Origin of the sequence: Methylobacterium sp. 391_Methyba4 (genome assembly GCF_029691625.1) — a bacterium.
GTDB lineage: Bacteria > Pseudomonadota > Alphaproteobacteria > Rhizobiales > Beijerinckiaceae > Methylobacterium > Methylobacterium fujisawaense.
On sequence record NZ_CP121475.1, the window covers coordinates 5,163,059 to 5,179,791 of the forward strand.

Annotated in this window: 16 protein-coding genes and 1 tRNA gene; 8 read left to right on the top strand and 9 right to left on the bottom strand. The window is 70.5% G+C overall.

Features of this window, described 5'->3' with window-relative positions:
• Nucleotides 1-60: 60 nt before the first annotated feature.
• The 3 genes from P9K36_RS24365 (at nt 61) to P9K36_RS24375 (ending at nt 1,944) form a co-directional block, all read left to right on the top strand.
• Nucleotides 61-867, top strand: coding sequence for a hypothetical protein (locus P9K36_RS24365; RefSeq protein ID WP_278306136.1), 807 nt, complete (start codon nt 61-63; stop codon nt 865-867).
• 14 nt (nt 868-881) lie between these two features.
• The gene (locus P9K36_RS24370; RefSeq protein ID WP_274926613.1) at nt 882-1,391 is read left to right on the top strand and encodes a hypothetical protein; all 510 of its coding nucleotides are present in this window, start codon (nt 882-884) and stop codon (nt 1,389-1,391) included.
• A 154-nt stretch (nt 1,392-1,545) separates the two neighbouring features.
• Entirely contained in the window at nt 1,546-1,944 is a 399-nt protein-coding gene (locus P9K36_RS24375; protein WP_274926612.1) for a hypothetical protein, read from the top strand.
• Between the two features lie 114 nt (nt 1,945-2,058).
• Here P9K36_RS24375 and P9K36_RS24380 read toward each other — a convergent pair whose 3' ends face one another.
• The gene (locus tag P9K36_RS24380) at nt 2,059-3,678 is read right to left on the bottom strand and encodes an integrase family protein (RefSeq protein ID WP_278306137.1); all 1,620 of its coding nucleotides are present in this window, start codon (nt 3,676-3,678) and stop codon (nt 2,059-2,061) included.
• A 162-nt stretch (nt 3,679-3,840) separates the two neighbouring features.
• Between P9K36_RS24380 and P9K36_RS24385 the strand changes: the two genes are divergently transcribed.
• Together P9K36_RS24385 and P9K36_RS24390 are read left to right on the top strand one after the other, a co-directional pair.
• Nucleotides 3,841-3,957, top strand: a tRNA-OTHER gene (locus P9K36_RS24385).
• A 325-nt stretch (nt 3,958-4,282) separates the two neighbouring features.
• Nucleotides 4,283-4,570 (top strand): hypothetical protein, encoded by a 288-nt coding sequence (locus P9K36_RS24390; protein ID WP_043351475.1) that lies wholly within the window; start codon nt 4,283-4,285, stop codon nt 4,568-4,570.
• Between the two features lie 218 nt (nt 4,571-4,788).
• Here the strand turns inward: P9K36_RS24390 and P9K36_RS24395 are convergent, their stop codons facing one another.
• On the bottom strand, nt 4,789-5,508 hold the full coding sequence (locus P9K36_RS24395; RefSeq protein WP_043387833.1) for a YafY family protein: 720 nt from the start codon (nt 5,506-5,508) through the stop codon (nt 4,789-4,791).
• Nucleotides 5,509-5,602: 94 nt separating this feature from the next.
• On the opposite strand from P9K36_RS24395, the gene P9K36_RS24400 reads away from it, so the two are divergent.
• Nucleotides 5,603-6,214: a glutathione S-transferase family protein gene (locus tag P9K36_RS24400; protein WP_043357054.1), complete on the top strand. Its 612-nt coding sequence runs from the start codon at nt 5,603-5,605 to the stop codon at nt 6,212-6,214.
• A 1,105-nt stretch (nt 6,215-7,319) separates the two neighbouring features.
• On the opposite strand, the gene P9K36_RS24405 is transcribed toward P9K36_RS24400, so the two are convergent.
• Nucleotides 7,320-7,481 carry a YqaE/Pmp3 family membrane protein gene (locus tag P9K36_RS24405; RefSeq protein ID WP_085987713.1) on the bottom strand — a complete coding sequence of 54 codons (162 nt, stop codon included), beginning with the start codon at nt 7,479-7,481 and terminating at the stop codon, nt 7,320-7,322.
• A 217-nt stretch (nt 7,482-7,698) separates the two neighbouring features.
• A complete protein-coding gene (locus tag P9K36_RS24410; RefSeq protein WP_278306139.1) occupies nt 7,699-9,207 on the bottom strand; it encodes a formyl transferase in 1,509 nt (502 codons plus the stop codon).
• 524 nt (nt 9,208-9,731) lie between these two features.
• Between P9K36_RS24410 and P9K36_RS24415 the strand changes: the two genes are divergently transcribed.
• Nucleotides 9,732-10,565 (top strand): porin family protein, encoded by an 834-nt coding sequence (locus P9K36_RS24415; RefSeq protein WP_043756327.1) that lies wholly within the window; start codon nt 9,732-9,734, stop codon nt 10,563-10,565.
• A 738-nt stretch (nt 10,566-11,303) separates the two neighbouring features.
• Here the strand turns inward: P9K36_RS24415 and P9K36_RS24420 are convergent.
• Nucleotides 11,304-13,415: an EAL domain-containing protein gene (locus P9K36_RS24420; RefSeq protein ID WP_179697411.1), complete on the bottom strand. Its 2,112-nt coding sequence runs from the start codon at nt 13,413-13,415 to the stop codon at nt 11,304-11,306.
• Between the two features lie 340 nt (nt 13,416-13,755).
• Nucleotides 13,756-13,977, bottom strand: a complete 222-nt coding sequence (locus P9K36_RS24425; RefSeq protein WP_043357079.1) for a hypothetical protein — start codon at nt 13,975-13,977, stop codon at nt 13,756-13,758.
• Nucleotides 13,978-14,147: 170 nt separating this feature from the next.
• Here P9K36_RS24425 and P9K36_RS24430 point away from each other — a divergent pair, with 170 nt between their 5' ends.
• The gene (locus P9K36_RS24430; RefSeq protein WP_278306140.1) at nt 14,148-14,531 is read left to right on the top strand and encodes a hypothetical protein; all 384 of its coding nucleotides are present in this window, start codon (nt 14,148-14,150) and stop codon (nt 14,529-14,531) included.
• A gap of 50 nt (nt 14,532-14,581) precedes the next feature.
• Here P9K36_RS24430 and P9K36_RS24435 read toward each other — a convergent pair whose 3' ends face one another.
• From P9K36_RS24435 to P9K36_RS24445, 3 genes are read right to left on the bottom strand one after another with little or no spacing between them, the layout of a single operon-like run.
• On the bottom strand, nt 14,582-15,274 hold the full coding sequence (locus tag P9K36_RS24435) for a response regulator transcription factor (protein ID WP_078947215.1): 693 nt from the start codon (nt 15,272-15,274) through the stop codon (nt 14,582-14,584).
• The gene (locus P9K36_RS24440) at nt 15,271-15,792 is read right to left on the bottom strand and encodes an MxaH protein (RefSeq protein WP_278306141.1); all 522 of its coding nucleotides are present in this window, start codon (nt 15,790-15,792) and stop codon (nt 15,271-15,273) included. The genes P9K36_RS24435 and P9K36_RS24440 overlap by 4 nt, the downstream gene beginning before the upstream one ends.
• Entirely contained in the window at nt 15,789-16,730 is a 942-nt protein-coding gene (locus P9K36_RS24445) for a YncE family protein (protein WP_278306142.1), read from the bottom strand. Before P9K36_RS24445 ends, P9K36_RS24440 begins: the two co-directional genes overlap by 4 nt.
• Nucleotides 16,731-16,733 lie beyond the last annotated feature (3 nt).

Sequence of the window (16,733 nt, forward strand, 5' to 3'; positions counted from 1 at the left end):
CACGGTCCGGCTGCGCGCCGGGCCGTCGCGCGCGGCCGTTGCGGAGACGAAGCAATTTCCATGAATCCGAAAAGAGCTCTCCTTTTTATCCTCGCCTTGAACGCACTCGGTCCTTCGGGCGCTCGCGCCGGCCCGATCCAGGACCGCTGGACCGCCGAGGCCACCCAGGTGCGCGGCGGCATAACCTACCGCACCCTGGCGGACTTCACCTACGACGGGCGGGTACAGAACGGTCGTGCGCTTTGGCAGGTGCATGTCCGGTGTGAGACCCGGGACCCGGCGACGGGCAAGGTCACGGTGCTGACCGGCTCGGGCGATGCGATGCTCGCCCAAGGCTCGTTCGGCGGTGTCGCCCCGCCGGTCGGCGACATCGACGTGGTCGAGGCCGACAACGACATGTTGAACCATACCGGCATGATGACGGTCCCGAACGCCGCTTGCGCGTCGGGTATCCCGACCGTGAAGCAGTACGGCGTCAACGCGCCGACCCGGAAGCCATCGACGTCGGCGAAGGTCGAGCCGACCGGCAGGCCTTGGATGCACAACGGTTCCATGGTGATGATCGACCCCTCCACCGGAATCATCGCCTACCGAGAGCCGAAGGCTTCCCTGCGCGCGAGCATCCAGCCCGGGACAGTCCTTTTCCGCGGAACCCTCAAGCCCGGTGGTCCGGCGAGCGGGACCGCCTACGCCTTCAAGGACGGTTGTCCGCCCGCGCCCTACCCGGTGCGCGGCCATTACTTCGACCACGACTACAAACTCACGCTCCGCGGCGCCGGGCCCGTTCGGCGCGGCTGCGAGGTCGTGGGCTACTCCGAGCGCAGCCCGCACGCCGCGCTGTCCTTCTCCTACCTCCTCGACGACTGACCCGGAGCTTCACCATGGACGAGATCATCACCGGCACCGTCACCGGCATCGCCTCGACGGCGATAGGAGACGTCGTCACCAACCCGACCGGCCGGGAGATATGGACCGGCGTCAAGGTCCGGACCGCGGACGGCAAGTCCCGGTTCTATCCGAGCATGCTGGTCGAGGCCGAGGCGTCGCTGATCATCAACGAGGCCATGGACCGCGGTGAACCGGTCGAGTTGTGGCTGACCGGGAAGGACGTACGGGCCTACCCCTACGGCGTCAGGACCGCCAGGGAGACGTGGTACGGTGACATCTTCGGACCCTACCTGCGGAACCAGGGATTCAAGTATTTGGCCATAGGCATCTTGCTGCTGCCCGTCATCGGGATCGGCGTGCTCGGCATCCTGTCGGCCATCGGCTACTTCTTCAACGCGGCGACGTTCGGCGCCAGGCGGTCGCGCGAGACGTTCGAGCGCGGGTTACCGGGAAACAATGCCCCCTCCTTCGCCCCTGACGGCGACCGCCTGAGGCCGGCATAGGAGCGGAACCGTACTAGGAGGCGCATGCACCATCACGGTCGCTCGGACCCGTCGTCCGATCCCGGCCGGCCCGAGCGTCGAAGGCATGCGGCTCATCGTTGGGCCGGGGCGGTATTCCGCACCAACTCGGCCCAGCTATCCAGAAGAGAAGACCTTGATGCGCAACGTCGCTTTGTTTCTGGTCCTGTTCACGACAGCGGCATCCGCTGAAACGGACCAGCATACGACTGCCGATTATGTGGCGGCCTTCAATAAGGCCCGCACCTACGCTTTGTCGCATCCCGTGACGAACCTGCGTGCCCCGTCGTGCCGGCAGACCATCGGCGCGGACGCTGCGGGGGCATTGCTGGAACGCTGCACCGTCGTCGCCGGAGGTACCTCGCACATGAAATGCACCAAAAGCATGCCATGCGAAGTGGTTTTGGACCGGCTTGCTTGGTACTGCCTTTTCTGGAAAGCCGATGTGCCGTGCATCTACGAAGAAGACGGGGGCGAACTTCGTATTGACCCTAAGCTTAGGGGGAATTGGCGACCGTCGGCAGCGGCGGAATGATCACAAGCATCCCGACCGAGAAAAAGTCCGTGCGCGAATAGCCGAAGATGAGGGTGGATCGATCTTCCCTCGTTAATGGGTGGTCGTCCCCCTTTCGACACAGGCGAACTCGATTCATTTAATTGGCTCACCGGCTTCGCCGACGGGATCACGCCGTGAGTCTGCGGTCGAGCGTTTGCGCTGGTGAAATGTGCGTCCCGCGGCATAGGCTGAGGCGTTCACGGCCTTCAGCCTGACCTTCTCCTTGGCAGGGTCGATGCCTCGCCGCTCGTCCCTCAACCGCGCGATCTCCGCCTTTAGTTCGGGAAAGGGTAGTAGGACTGCAGCCCGAGCCGCCGGCTCCAGCAAGGTCTCCCACGTCTCCATGACCGGCGCCTTGAAGCTCAGCATCTCGGCTTCCGTGTACCGACGTGTCGATCCGTTCTCGTCGCGCGTCGTGACGGAGCCGAGCGAGAGATGGTCCATGACGTAGCCGACGAACGTCAGGTGATGCCCCGCGGTCGCGAGCGTTGTCGGGAAGCAGCGCCGGACGTCATGCGGAGTCATTCCCGCCCCGGGAATGGTCGGCAGCACATGCGTCAGCGTATCCGCACCCAGGTGGCCCGATGCGGCCGGGACGCCGAGCTTGGCCTCGCGGCGGGCAGGGAACAACCATTCCGTCCCTGGCATGGTGACGGCGAGCCATTCCGTGTGCTCCTTCATCCTGCCCCAGATCGGCGGCGGCAACGGTACCGTATGCGCGACGGTTCCGTCGCCCGGCTTGTGGGACTTCCGATGTCCGACCCGCCACAGGCCCCAGCCGGACCGCGCCTCCCAGGGTTCGAACTCATCGACGTGCGCCCGCACGACGGTAAGGCGGCGCTGGGCCGTCCAGGCCAGGAGTTCCACGGCCGCCGATATCACGCGGTCCAAGGCACCGCTGCGGGCCGTCGCGACGACGAGGCCCAGCCGCCCGATATCCGGGTAGCGCTGACGCTTTTTCACGTTGCCCAGGTCGGGCGCCTCGATGTCCGCGAGCGCGCCGCGTGCCACACCCGAGAGCGGTCGGTTAGCGGGCCGATACAGCCACTTCCACATGCGCTTGCTGACGCGGGCGACGTCCCGGGCAGATGAGCGCTTACCCGCCTTCACGAGCGCCTGAACGATCTTGTCGACGTCAACGTCGGTGATCGAGGCGACCCGGATCGGGTCGAGCGCGCGCATGGCAGGGGAGCCGACGATGCCGAGATAGTTCTTGACGGTTTCGGGCGAGAGGTTGCCCGCCGCGGCCTCGGCCTTGAGGTACGCCCCCCACTCATCGCGCGCGGTCTTGTACGTCCAGGTCGTCACCCGTTCCGGCCGCGGCTGGTAGACTTTGCGGTGCGGCTCCGGGTCCTCAGGGACGTGCTTACCCTTGCGATCCGCCTGCCGGTCCAGCCAGAGCGCCTGGTCTAGGAACGACTTCATCCAATAGGGCTCGGGCACCCCGTGCCCCCGCGTGATATGCCAGTTCACATTCCGCGCCGCCTCGCGAGCATGGGCGAGGGACCAGAGCGCGACCGGGCCGATGGTGACGCGGTAGGCCTTGCGCTCGTGTTGGACCCGAACCTGCCAGACGCAGCCCGACGGTTGCACGCGCAGGACCAAACCCCTCGCCTCGATGTCGGCGACCTCCCGCCTGATGCCGGCGGCCGCGTCCCGCTTGGCCTTGTCGATGGTCGTCTGCCGGATCTCGATGCGCTCGCTCGTGGCCACGGCCCCCTCCGGATGCCAGGTCGGGCTAGGACGGCCTTAGGACGGCTCCCGGAAAACGAGCATGCCCATGGACCGAAACGCCTTTCCTTCGGTTTGGCGAAAACGGACCTGGAAGTGAAGTCCAGTTTGGTACCGATTGACCGGAAATTTCAGGGTCTTAGCGACCCTGGGCGTTGGGCGTTCCGCCTTCGCCGAAGGCTGTTCACCGGGCTGCCCAGCGACTCGATCGCCGACCTTCTAAGCGGCAGGTCGTAGGTTCGAGCCCTACCGGGGTCGCCAGCAACTTGCCCGCTGCGGGGATGACGGAGCGGGTTTCACGGTGCCGCAGCGTCCTCCTCCGCGTTCACGGCACCGACGCGACCTCGACGCCGAGGAACTCACCGCCATCCGAGCAGCACGACGAAGCCGGAAAACGTGAGGGCGGAGGCCATGAGGGCGAACGGGACGATATCCATGAGGGCCGCGTAGCGGCGACCCGCCGGCTCGGCCATCGGGCGTTCGGCCGCTGCGGCACGATCACCGCCGCTCCGGCCATCCTGGTTCGAACCGAAGAGCGCTCTGGACCGTTGATGGCCGTTCAGCGTGACCGTTCGAAGAGCCTCCCATGGACCGCCCCCGCCGCGTCGGCCTGCCCTGGTACGCTCCGGAGCGCTACGCGGAGTTGCGCGCGCGCTTGGCGGATGGCGCCAAGCTGCCGCCCGACTATGAGACGTGGCGCGTCGCCACCGAACAGATGGAACGCGAGGTGCAGCGCAGCGGCGTAGAGGTCGTGCGCGTGCCGATCGAGCCGGAGATCTTCGCCGCGTGGTGCGAGCGGGCCGGGCTTCAGAGAGATGCGGCGGCGCGCGCCCGATACGCCGCCGCGGCACTGGCGGCCGACTGGGCGATCTGAGGAGCGCGGCGGCGTCCCAAGGGCGATCCGTCGCGCCGCCCCCGGGCGGCGCGGGCGCAGTTCGGCCAGCGCGTGACAGCCGGGCGGTCGGGGTCGCCCGGCGGCTCGCATCCGGGTGGGCGACGGGGGCGATCGCGGCGCGACCCGGATCGCGTTCGGAACGCCAGGGGGCGCCCGCCCTCGACGGCGGGTGGCCGCAAGCCGGGATCCCGACGCCTTCACGTCACGACCTGCGTCGGCGCGTGCGGACCCACCGGCCGGCCCGACAGGCTCCGCTTCCACCGGGCGCGCAGGACGGCGGGCCGGAGGCCGTGCCGCTCCTCCAGGAAGTCGGGGTCCGTGATCCGGTCGGTGCGGAAGTGCCGGAATTCCCCGCGCAGCTCGCACCAGCCGGCCAGCATCCGTGCCTGATCGAAGAACCCGACGATCACCGGCCAGATCACGCGCCGGCTCGGATCGCCGCGCGCATCGCGGTAGTCGATGCGAATCTTGCGGCCCTCGCGGATCCAGGCCCGGGTCCGCGCGACATCGATCCCGTCCGCGGTCTGCGTGAAAGCCGGCGGCGTACCGATCGAGGGATCGGCGATGAACGGATGCAGGCGCTCGGGCACGACGGCGGTGATCTTGGCGATGAGATCGCGCGCCGCCTTGGCGAGGACCGGCTCGCCCCGGCCCGCAACCCATTGCGCGCCGAGAACCGCCGCCTCGATCTCGTCGGGTGTCAGCATCAGCGGCGGCATGTCGAAGGTCTCGCCCAGCACGTAGCCGAGCCCGGCCTCGCCCAGGATCGGCACGCGCTGGCCGACGAGATCGGCCACGTCCCGATAGACCGTGCGGGCGGACACCTCCAGCTCCCGGGCGATCTCGGCGGCGGTCACCGGGCGCGGCGCACGCCGCAGGATCTGGATGATCTGAAACAGCCTGTCGGCGCGGCGCATCACTCGACTCCTGCTGACAGGATGCTGTCAGCAGGGTGGTCCTACAAGCCTCCCGTCGCGGCCATCCCGCCCGCCGTGACGAAGGAACCGCGCCATGATCACCCTGTATCACGCCCCGCAATCGCGATCCTCACGCATGATCTGGCTGCTGGAGGAGCTGGGCGTTCCCTACGCCATCGAGCCGGTCTCGATCTTCCGGCCGATGACGGGGGAGGGCGTGCCGGATGCCGCCAACCCGCATCCCGACAAACGCGTCCCGGCCCTCCTGCACAACGGCGTGCTGGTCGCGGAGTCCCTGGCCATCGTGCTCCATCTGGCGGAGCACTTCCCCGAAGCGGGGCTGGCGCCGGCGATCGGCGACCCCGATCGCGGCGCATACCTGACTTGGCTGGCTTGGTACGTGGCAGAGTTCGAGCCTGCCCTGTTCGCCGGCATGGCGGGCGAGCTCCCGGGATCGCCGCAGAAGCGCCGCGCCCACGAGGCGGTGGTCCGCCGCCTCGAAACCGCCCTGGCGCGCGGCCCCTACGCGATGGGTGAGAGGTTTTCCGGCGCCGACATCCTCATCGCCAGCGCGCTGGGCTTCGGCCGCGCCGCGTTCCCGGCCAGCGAGGCCTTCGAGGCCTATCTGGAGCGCTGCCGGGCGCGACCGGCCGCCCTCCGCGGTGCGGCGCGGGACGGTGCCTCCGGTCTTCAGCAGGGTGCCTAGGGCGCCCTCCGCCGAAGCGGATGCCGGTTCTGTGGAGGGGCCCGCGCCAGAAGGACGGACCGAGCCCGCACCGCGCCGGCGTGCAGCGCGGTGCGGGCTCCGCCGGCCATCGCCGCGCAGACGATGTGAGGGGCGCCCTCCACCGCGGGTGTTTCAGGACACGCCGGACCTGAATGCTTGAGCTTACATCAGGATCACACCGCGAACGCCGCCGCACATCTGATGGAGATGACGATGACCTGGACGAACCGCATCACGATCGCCGCCACCCTGATCGCGGGCGCGATCGCGCTGGTCACCTACGCGCAGGCTCTGAGCCTTCCCGCGCATTTCGCGTAGGACGGACCGGCGGGACGGCCGACCGCCGCATCCCGTCCCGCGCCGGGGCACGCTCAGCCGTGTCGCTGAACCTGCGCCGAACGGTTCCGCAATGCAACGTGACGCATCGCACCGCACGCGCCCGGCCGATCCGGCATCATCGTTGCAGTTGGTTTTCCCGGGCCTTTGAAGGCCCGCCGCGTGATGAAAGGAGTGCACGACATGGTTCTGAAGGGCTTTTCCTACGCGATGATCGGCGCTTTCCTGGGCGGCCTCGCGATGACGGTGACCGGCTCGGCCGGCGTCCTGATGGGCTTCTGAGCGACGGAGACTGGCAGCCTGCGAGGCTGCCCTGGCGACGGTCTTCGCGGGCGGCGGGGTTCTTGCCCCGCCGTCTTCGCGTTCGGGGACCGGGCAGATCGCGGCACCGCCGCGCAAGCCGCGAACGCAACCCACTTCCAGTCGACGGCCGGCCAGCGGGATCCGGTGGCGCGTGACGGCCGGGCGCAGTGCGCCGCGCCCGATCGACGCTGAGGCGAACCGGAATCCCGCCGGCATGCGGGATCGGGCCCGACATTCCTTTACCGTGCGAAGCGGATCGCCGGTTCGAGACCGCCGGGGTCGGCACGCCGCCGGCCGCCTCGGCCGGTCTCCCCAGGTTCGGGCCGGCCGCTGGAGCCGAGTCGGAGCATCAGGTCGGTCACGTCCCTCGGTGGGATCGCTCGGATCGAACCTTCCGCGACGGTGCGGCCTCCGTCGATCTTCGGGCGTAAGGCGGGCCGGTCCGTCAGGCCGCCTCTCTCCGGGTCACGACCAGGGCCCAGATCGTCGCCGGGATCCATCCGATGATCGTCAGGTGGAGGATGATGCAGAGGATACCCTGAAGCACCTTTCCGCGCAGGAACATGGCGAGCCATGGCGCGAGAAAGCAGATGAGGATCATGATCATGGGGGTGACGTGTCTCCGGGTTCGTGAGCGAACACGGAAAGCGCCGGCTGGTTCCTGGGGGCCGGGCCTCCGCCGCGACACGCATCGGATTGAGGTCCCGGATCGAGGCTCCGGATCGAGGCCCCGGGGGCGCAGGGCGGATGCCGGTTCGGCGCCGGAGAGCTTGTGAGAACGGGCATCCGACACCGTGCCGGTTCGCCCGGGGCCGGGTGCGGCTCTAGGCGCCGAGCCGCGCCCTGAGGCGCGAAGCCCGGCCGGATCCGTCGATGCACTCGATGCCGCCGCCCGCGTTGAGCGTGTGGAGACAGCTGCCGGGCCAAGCCGGCCCGGGCTCGATCCGGCCGAGAACAGTCTGGGCGAACCCGTCTTGGTCCAGGCGGTCGATCCGCGCCAGCGACAGGGCGCGGCCGTAACCGTGGGCGCAATCCTGAACCGGACGGATCAGGCGCCCGCCGCGCGCGACGATCCGGCCCGCGGGCCGCGCGAACGAGGGGTCGACCAGAACGGGATTGGCCGGATGCGGCACGTACGGTCCCCGGAAGTCGGGGGCCGACCAGAGATACAGCGCGTCGTGGTGGCACCCCGATCCCGCCGGGGCGCCGGGGGGGGCGTCGCGCACGGTGGCGAAGAGCCACCAGCGGCCGTCCTGTTCGAGGAGCGTCGCGTCGCTCGCGACCACGCCGGAGAGGAGCGTCGCTTCCTTCACCCAGCCGCCGGGGTAGCGCGTCGCCCGGTAGAGGTCGACCGTGCCCGCCGCGGAACTCTCCGGCACCATCCAGACGGCGCCCGCCCGCGCGAACACGAACGGGTAGGAGAGGTGATACGGCTCCTCCAGCACGGGGATGGGCGCCCCTACGGGACCGTCCGGCCCGAAGCGGACGGCCGAGATGATCGCCTTGCCGGTCGCGTGCGGGAATTCCTCGACGAAGACGTGGGTCGTCCCATCGGCGGCGAGCGGGAACGGGTCGGCGTAGAAGCGACGGCCGTCGTCGGGCAGGATCTGCCATCCCCCCTCGGGATGGCGCCCCAGGTCGATGAGATCCGGCCCGCGCAGAACCCGCCATCCGGTGCGCCAGTGCGGCGCGTGATAGCACAGCCTGTACAGGCGGCCGACGAGACTGCGGGCCAGCAGCCGCGCCGGTCGGGACGCCCAGATCCGCGCCGGGCGCGCGGGCCCGGCGGCCGCCGGGGCCGGGATCTCAGCCGCGGCGCGGCCCGCCAATCGGTCCCGCAGCGCGGCGGCGACCAGCGTGGTCGTGCGCACCAGCGCGTCCTCGAACGACAGCGCGATGGAGCCCCGGTAGTCCGATCCGAGGCGTCCCGAGACCAGGACGGTGTCGCCTTCCAGCAGGTCGAGGCGCGGCACGCGGCCGGCGAGCAGGCTCCCGAGCAGGCCGGTCTCGCCGAAGCCGCCATCGTAAGCCACCCGCCAGACCGGGCAGCGGGCGACCGCATCGCCACACAGGTCGAGCAAGAGGTCCGGGGCCGCGGGATCGGTCCAGGCGGCCAAGTCCGCCGGCGGCACAGGCGCCGACCCGTTCGGGGCCACCCGGAAGATCAGGGATTCCAGCCGGAACAGGAGGTCGGCCTGGACCGGCCAACCGTCCGGGCCGGGTGCGGCCTCGACACTGACGGCTTCGATGCCGGGCAGGCCCGAGAGTCGCGTCAGCAGCGCGACGTGCCAGCGGCGCGGGTTCGCGCCGTCGAGGCGAACTCTCACATGCATGGCAGCCGGGTTCCTATCGATGGGTCGCTCGAGACAATGACTGTCGATCCCGTCTATTTTCCCGCTGGTAACGGGAGTGATAACTTTGGGCGGCCCATAGGATTTACCGTCGATCGGCTGCCGGACAGCGGCGAGGGTGCCGAAACCCGATCATCCGCGCGGCGCGCGATTGCCGGCGACTGGCTCGGCGGCCCGGTCCGGAATCCCGCGGGATCGATCTCGAGTGTCAGGCCCGGCCCAGGCGGCGCCCTCCCCCCACGAGGCCGGCCGGTCGCGCAGGGGCACCTGTGGCTCGACAGCCACAGGTGCGGGCGTAGGCACAGTGCGATGCAACCAAAACGCCTTCACATTGTTCTCGCGCGCGCTCGCGGTATGAGCGATGTATTTCGGCACGTCGGCGAATCTTGAGGGATGATTTACTATGGCATTGCCCGCCATCGACGGGCGGTGTGTCCGTAAAACTACAGCCATTTTCGTCGATGATCGGTAGCCATACGTCCAGATCGAAATTTGGACCTTACCTGATGACCAAGCTCCTGGCCTCGCTGGCTGCCTTCACCGCCCTGACCGCTGCCGCCTCGGCCGCCGACCTGCCGCGCCGCGCCGCCCCGCCGCCGGTCTTCACCCCCGTCCCGGTCTTCACCTGGACCGGCGCCTACTTCGGTATCAACGCCGGCTACGCCTTCGACGCCAGCGACCGCAACACCGGCAACACCTTCGCCGTGCCGTTCCCCTACGCCGCTCCCGGCACCGTCGCCTCCTTCCGCAACCGCAGCCAGGACGGCTTCTCCGGCGGTGGCCAGATCGGCTACAACTGGCAGCTGACCCCCGGCTCCGGTGTCGTGTTCGGTATCGAGGCCGATGCCCAGTACCTCGACTTCGGCCGTAACCGGAACAACGCCTTCGTCGCCGGCGCGCTGGCTCCCGGCTACTACGTCACCGACCCGCGCGGCCTCTCCAGCCTCGACTTCTTCGGCACCGTCCGCGGCCGCCTCGGCTACGCCTTCGACCGCACCCTCGTGTACGGCACCGGCGGCTTCGCCTACGGCTCCGGCAGCGCCGACCGCTCCTTCGGCGGCTACGCCGGCAACGACAGCTTCCGCACCGGCTGGGCCGTCGGCGGCGGCGTCGAGTACGCGCTCCCCACCGACTCCTTCCTGAACTTCTTCCGCTCCTCGGCCGTGACGCTCAAGGTCGAAGGCCTGTACGTCAACCTCGACCGCAACACCCGCAACCAGGGCGCGTTCGTCATCAACGCCGCCAACAACTTCCCCGTCGTCTACAGCGGCATCGGCCGCCGTTCCGACGAGTTCGCCGTCGTCCGCGCCGGCCTGAACTACAAGTTCGGCTCCTACTAAGACCGCGCCGCGGCGGTCGGATCCCGACCGCCGCGCCAAGCCGAGCTCGCAAGGGGCCGCGTCCGAACGGACGCGGCCCCTTCGGCGTTCGGAGGCCGTCGCGTCTGCGACAGGACGGACTTTCCACGGCCTCAACCGCGGAGCGCTGTGAACCAGGGCCGGGCGACCTCGGAGCGGGTGGCCCGCCCCGGATGGCTTCGCTGCACGCGTGAAACCTGGACGCCGGCGTCGTCCGAGCGCTTCACGCGGAATCCGTACCGGACCGCCCGCCGGGCGTGCGGCGCGTCGAGAGCCTGTGCGGCCCGGTCCGCAGCCGATTCTCTATTGGTCAGAGCCGGGGGATCAGCCGATCGCCCAGAAGAGCGGCAGGGCGCCCGCCAGGAACAGCGCGGAGGAGATGAGCACGGCGACGCGCTCGCGATGACGGAGGATGAGGGCGTGGGGCTGGGCGAACATGCGATGAGGGCGCTGGGTGAGCCGGATCGGCGGTGCGCGGTCATGCTGGCCTCCGAACCTTGACGGATCGGGGGCAGGTCACGTCATCCACAGGCGGTCGTCGTCGGGTGTCGCGGCCGCGCCACAGAGGCCGGCGCGGCGCCCGCGGTCCCGGCGGACCCCGGAACGCGTCGAGGCCGCAGGGCGGCTATCGCCGCCGTGGGACGCCGGCCGATCGGGCGGCCCGATCCGGCCCCGCATCGACCGTCCGGGCTCCGGGCCGTCGTCGATCCGCAGCGTGCCTCAGGCGACGGCCGCGTCCGGGCGGCCCGGTGCCACGAAGCCTTCGCACGCACCGATCTGCTCGGCGAAATGCTCGATCGGCTGCGGCTTGCTGATCAGATAGCCCTGGGCCTCGTCGCACGCCTCCGCGGCCAGGAAGCGCATCTGCGCATCCGTCTCGACGCCCTCGGCCACGACGCTCATCCCCAGGCTGCGGCCGAGCCCCAGGACCGCGCGCACGATCACAGCGGCCTGGGCGCTGACCTCGACATGGCCCACGAACGACCGGTCGATCTTGATCTTGTCGAAGGGGAACGCCTGCAGCGTCGCCAGCGACGAGTAGCCCGTCCCGAAATCATCCATCGCGATGGAGATGCCGAAGGCCTTCAGCCGACGCAGGATGCCGAGCGCCCGCGCCATGTCGTTGATGATCAGGGTCTCGGTGATCTCGAGTTCGAGCCGCGTCGGCGCCAGGCCCGTCTCGGTGAGGATGGCCAGGATGCGCTCGGGCAGATCCGCCTGCTGGAACTGGCGCGGGGACAGGTTCACCGCCACCTTCAGCGGACGGGACCACCGCGCCGCCTCCCGGGAGGCGGCGCGCAGCACCCACTCCCCCAGCAGCAGGATCAGGTCGCTCTCCTCCGCCAGCGGGATGAAGGCATTCGGCGGCACCAGCCCGCGGGTCGGATGCTCCCAGCGCACCAGCGCCTCGAACCCGAGGAGCCGGCCGGTGGCGGTGCTCACCTGCGGCTGGTAGTGCAGGATGAGTTCGTCGCCCTCGATCGCCTGGCGCAGATCCCGTTCCAGGTCGCGCCGGGCCGCCTCGGCCTCGTCCATCGTGGGCTCGAACACCCGATGGGTGTTCCCGCCCTCCGCCTTCGCCCGGCAGAGAGCGAGATCGGCGCGCCGGAACAGCGTCTCGCTATCGGGACCGTGGCCGGGCGCCTGCGCGATGCCGACGCTCAGGCCCACCTTCAGCCGCTGCTTGCCGAAGCGGATCGGCGCCTGCACCGCCGCGATGAGGCGCGCCGCCAGGGTCTCGGCGTGGGCGGGATCGCCCGCATCGGCCACCAGCACGGCGAACTCGTCGCCGCCGAGGCGCGCCACCATGTCCTCGGCCCGCAGCACCGCGCGGATGCGATGGGCCACCGCCCGGAGCAGGAAATCCCCGGCCGCGTGGCCGAGGCTGTCGTTGACGGCCTTGAAGCGGTCGAGGTCGAGGCACAGCACCGCGCAGGCGCCCCCGTGGAGATGCAGGTCGGCGAGCCGGATCTCCAGCCGCTCGTAGAACAGCGCGCGGTTGGGCAGGTCGGTGAGGCCGTCGTGGCGCGCCATGTGGGCCACCTGCCCCTCAGCCGCCTTGCGGGCGCTGATGTCGATCTGCGTGCCGATGAAGCGCAGGGCACGGCCATCCGCGGCGCGGGCCACGACCTTGCCGCGGGTCATCATCCAGGCCCAAGTGCCGTCCTTGCGCCGCATGCGGTGCTCGCACGCGAAGGTCGGCGCCCGCCCGCTCAGATGCTCGATCAGGGCCCGCTCGGCCGCGCCCGCATCCTCCGGGTGGAGCAGGGCCCGCCACGTCTGGGCGTGGCTCGCCAGCTCGCCGGGCTCGTAGCCCAGCACCCCCCACCAGCGATCCGAGGACCACGCCTCCCCGGTCGTGAGATCGCAGTCCCAGAGCCCGTCACTGCCCGCGTCCTGCGCCAGGGCGAGGCGCGTCTCGCTGACCTGCAGCGTCTCCTCGGCCCGCTTGCGCGCGGTGATGTCCGTGAAGGTCCGCACCGCCCCGCCATCGGGCAGCGGCACGGTGCGGATCTCCAGCACGGTGCCGTTCGGGCGCTCGCGCTCGTAGGTGTGGGCGCGGCGCTCCAGTCCGCGCGCGGCCACCCAGCGCCGCAGGGTCTCGCACGCCGCGCCGAACTCCCCCTGCGCGATCTGATATTGCCGGACGGCCTCGAAGGTCGGGCGGGTCCGCATCAGCGCCGGCGGCAAATCGAGCAGCGTGAGGGCGCGGGCATTGCAGACCTGAACGACGCCGGCGGCGTCGATCATCATGAGACCCTGGTCCATCGTGTCGAGGACGGTGTCCAGAAGCTTCGCCTTCTCCCGCAGCGCGCCCATCCCACTGTTCATGTTCCGGGGATCCCACTCGTCCGCCTGCGCGAACGTACTGCTGGACGGTGCACGCTCCCACCAGGCGGGACTTTAGCAACGGGGAGCTTTCCGGATTCTTTCCGGAAGACCTGATTTCAATTGCTGCGTGTAATCCCGGAGGCGGATGGAGCACGGTTCCGCGGGCGTCCGGCGCGCCGCATCGGCCCTTGCCGGGCTGCCCGCGGAGCTTTCCGATACGCGGACCGCAGGCGGACCACAGGCGGACCCGGGCTGAAGGTGGTCAGGGATCACGGCCGGATCCTGACCTTCGCGGCCCCCGGGGATGTCGGCGGCACCGCAGGCCAGCGCGGCCGGACGCTCACTCGCCTTCGTCCCGGACGAGGGAGATGCAGGCCCGCACCATCTCTTCGAGCCTGAGTTCCTTCGTGTCACCGATATTGGCGGTCTCTTCCAGACACCGCATGAAATACGCTTCGTCGAGTTTGGGCGACAGCGTGTGGAAGGCCCGGCCCATCCGGCTGGAAAAATCGATCTTGTCGGTCATGCTCGCCCGCGGCCACAGCGAGGCCTTGTCGTCCATGGTCAGGCGGGCGGCATCCGCCGGCAAGGTCCCGCAGGTCAGAGCAATTAAGACGATTATAAGCTTGGTCTGCATTGTAAATCCCCGATCCTGCGGCATAACCCTGCGTGACTCTGCGCAGCGGTGACGGTCGACGGACGCGCTGCTCTTCGAACAGGATGAGAGAAGCCATGCGCGTGGTCCGTCTGTCCGGTCTGGTCTCGGCCGGCCTCCTTCTGAGCCTGCTGACGGCCCAGGCGCAGACCCAGACCCAGACCCAGACTCAGGACCCATCGGCCGGCGACCCGCGGCGCAACCAGGCGGCGAAGCTCGCCGGGCTCGCCGGATTCGTGAACCTCGAATGCCCCGGCCTGCGGAGCGATCCCGCGCGCCTCAAGCAGACCGTCGAGGCCCTGGGCGTCGATGCCGCCAGCCTGGAGACCGGCGACCTGCACCTGATCGCGACCCGGTACATCGCGGCCTACCAGAAGGACGTGGCGGCGAATTGCCGGAAGGCCGAGGCGACGTTCGGGCCGCAGGGATCGATCATTCCCGGCCTGATCGTGCCGCGGTAGCCCCGGCCCGCTGTCGGCGGCGCTGTCGGACGCGCTGTCGGCTGCCCGCCTCACACCGGCCGCCCGTCCCGCGACAGGGCGATGCGGAGGAGGTCGGCGAGGCTGCCGGCGCCGAGCTTCTGCTTCATGCCCGAGACGATGGCCGACACGCTTCGGTGGCTCATCGACAGGCTGTCGGCGATCGCCTCGTTGGACTTGCCCGCCCCCAGCAGCGACAGGACCTGAACCTCCCGCGCGGTCAGGCGCGCGAGGGGCGAGTCCAGCAGACCGGCATTCAGCATGGCGATCTTGGTCGCGACCTCGTGCGGCAGGTAGCTGTGCCCGGCCGAGACGGCCGCCAGCGCCTCGTGGAAGCGCGTCACCGCCGTGTCCTTCAGGACGAAGCCATGCGCCCCGCCCTCGATGGCGCGGGCGACGATCACCGGGTCGTCGTGCATGCTGAAGGCGAGGATCCGGGTCGCCGGCTCCAGGGCCCGCACCCGGCGGATCAGCGACAGGCCGGAGAGGCCCTGGTCGCGGAAGCCGAGGTCGGTCACCACCAGCCCGGGACGGTGGCGGTGGAACGTGCGGTATCCCGACACCACGTCGGCGGCCTCGTGGACCGCCCGGACGCCGGCATCCTCCGCGAGGTGGCGGAAGCCGCGCCGCACCACCGGGTGGTCGTCGACGATCAGCACCGCGTCGAGGATGGCCGCACCGTCCCCCCCCGCCGGCCAATCGGCCGAGGCCCGGGCGGCGCTCACGGCGTGCCCTCGAGGACCGGATGCGGGGCGGCGAGGCGCGCCAGCGCGGCCGCATGGTCGGCCCCCTGCATCCGCGCGTTGTAGTAGTGCTGGCACATCTCGCCGTAGAGGCTCTTGCGGCGCCCGCGTTCGGCCGCGATCCCGCCGAGCCCGTCGAGGATCGCGCCGTAGCCCTCGCCGATGCCGGCCTCGGCCAGCATCTGCCCGAGCTGGACGGTGCGGTTGGCGATCATGCGCGGATCCTCGATGAAGCCGTCGCGGGCCCGGGCCAGCGCCGCCGCCATCGCGCGCACGCGGGGCTCGTCGGCCGGCAGGGCCTTGCCGGCCTCCCGGCCCGCGAGCCAGCGGGCCGGGTCGGTCCCGTCGGTCGGCGCGAGCCAAGCCGGCAGGGTGCCCTCGGCGGTGGTGGCGACCACCGCGCCCGCGGCGTCGCCGCGCTCGTCCGAGTCCCGGTTGCAGGCGCCGAGGGCCAGCAGGACCAAGCCGGACGCGATCCGGATGCGGCCGGCCCGTCTCATCGCGCGGGCTCCCCCGGCGCCAGGACCGTGCGCGGGCCCTCCGCCACCTTGATGCGCGCCGTCTCGCGCCACGTGGCGAGATCGATCACCGAGACATCGTCCGAGAACCAGTTCGCCACGTAGGCCCGCGGACCGACCACCGCGATGCCCTCGGGATAGGGCCCCACCGCCACGGTGGCGACGATCTCGAGCCGGGCCGCATCGATCACCGTCACGGCGGCGGCATGCTGGTTGGTGACCAGGATCCGGCTGCCGTCGCCGGTGACCGCGACGCCGTAGGGCATCCGGCCGGCCGGAACCGTGGCACGGGCCCGCAACGTCGCCGTGTCGATCACCGTGAGGTCGCCGCTGCGCACGTTGGCGACGTAGAGGCTGGCCTCGTCCGGCGCGAGCGCCAGGGCGAAGGGCGCCTCGCCGGTCGGGACGACGGCCACGCGGGTCATCGTCCCCGTGTCGATCACGCTGACCTGACGGCTCTCGCGGTCGGCGACGTAGAGCCGCCCGCGCCGGTCGAGGACGAGATGGGCCGGTTCGTGCCCCACCGCCGCGGTGCCCTCGACGGCGCCGGTCGCCGCGGAGATCCGCAGCACGCGGTCGCCCGACCAGTCGCCGACGAACAGGTGCGCGCCGTCGGGGCTCGCCGCGAGGCCGAAGACCTGGCCGGGGACGGGCAGGCGGCGGGGTGGCTTGCCGGGCTCGACGACGGTCACGGCGCGCCCGTCCGGGTGGGTGAGATAGAGGCGGCCGGCCCGGTCGGTGGCCGCCGCCACCGGCGCCGGCCCGAGCGGGATCCGCCCGGCCACGGTCCCGGCCTCGATCCGCGCCAGCTCGGCCCCCTGCTGGCTGACGACCCAGACCGGGTCGGCGGAGGCGGACGCGCCACCGGTCCCGGTGGCGGCCGCGAGCGCGAGCGTCGCGATCAGCCGGAGGTGGCGCATGCG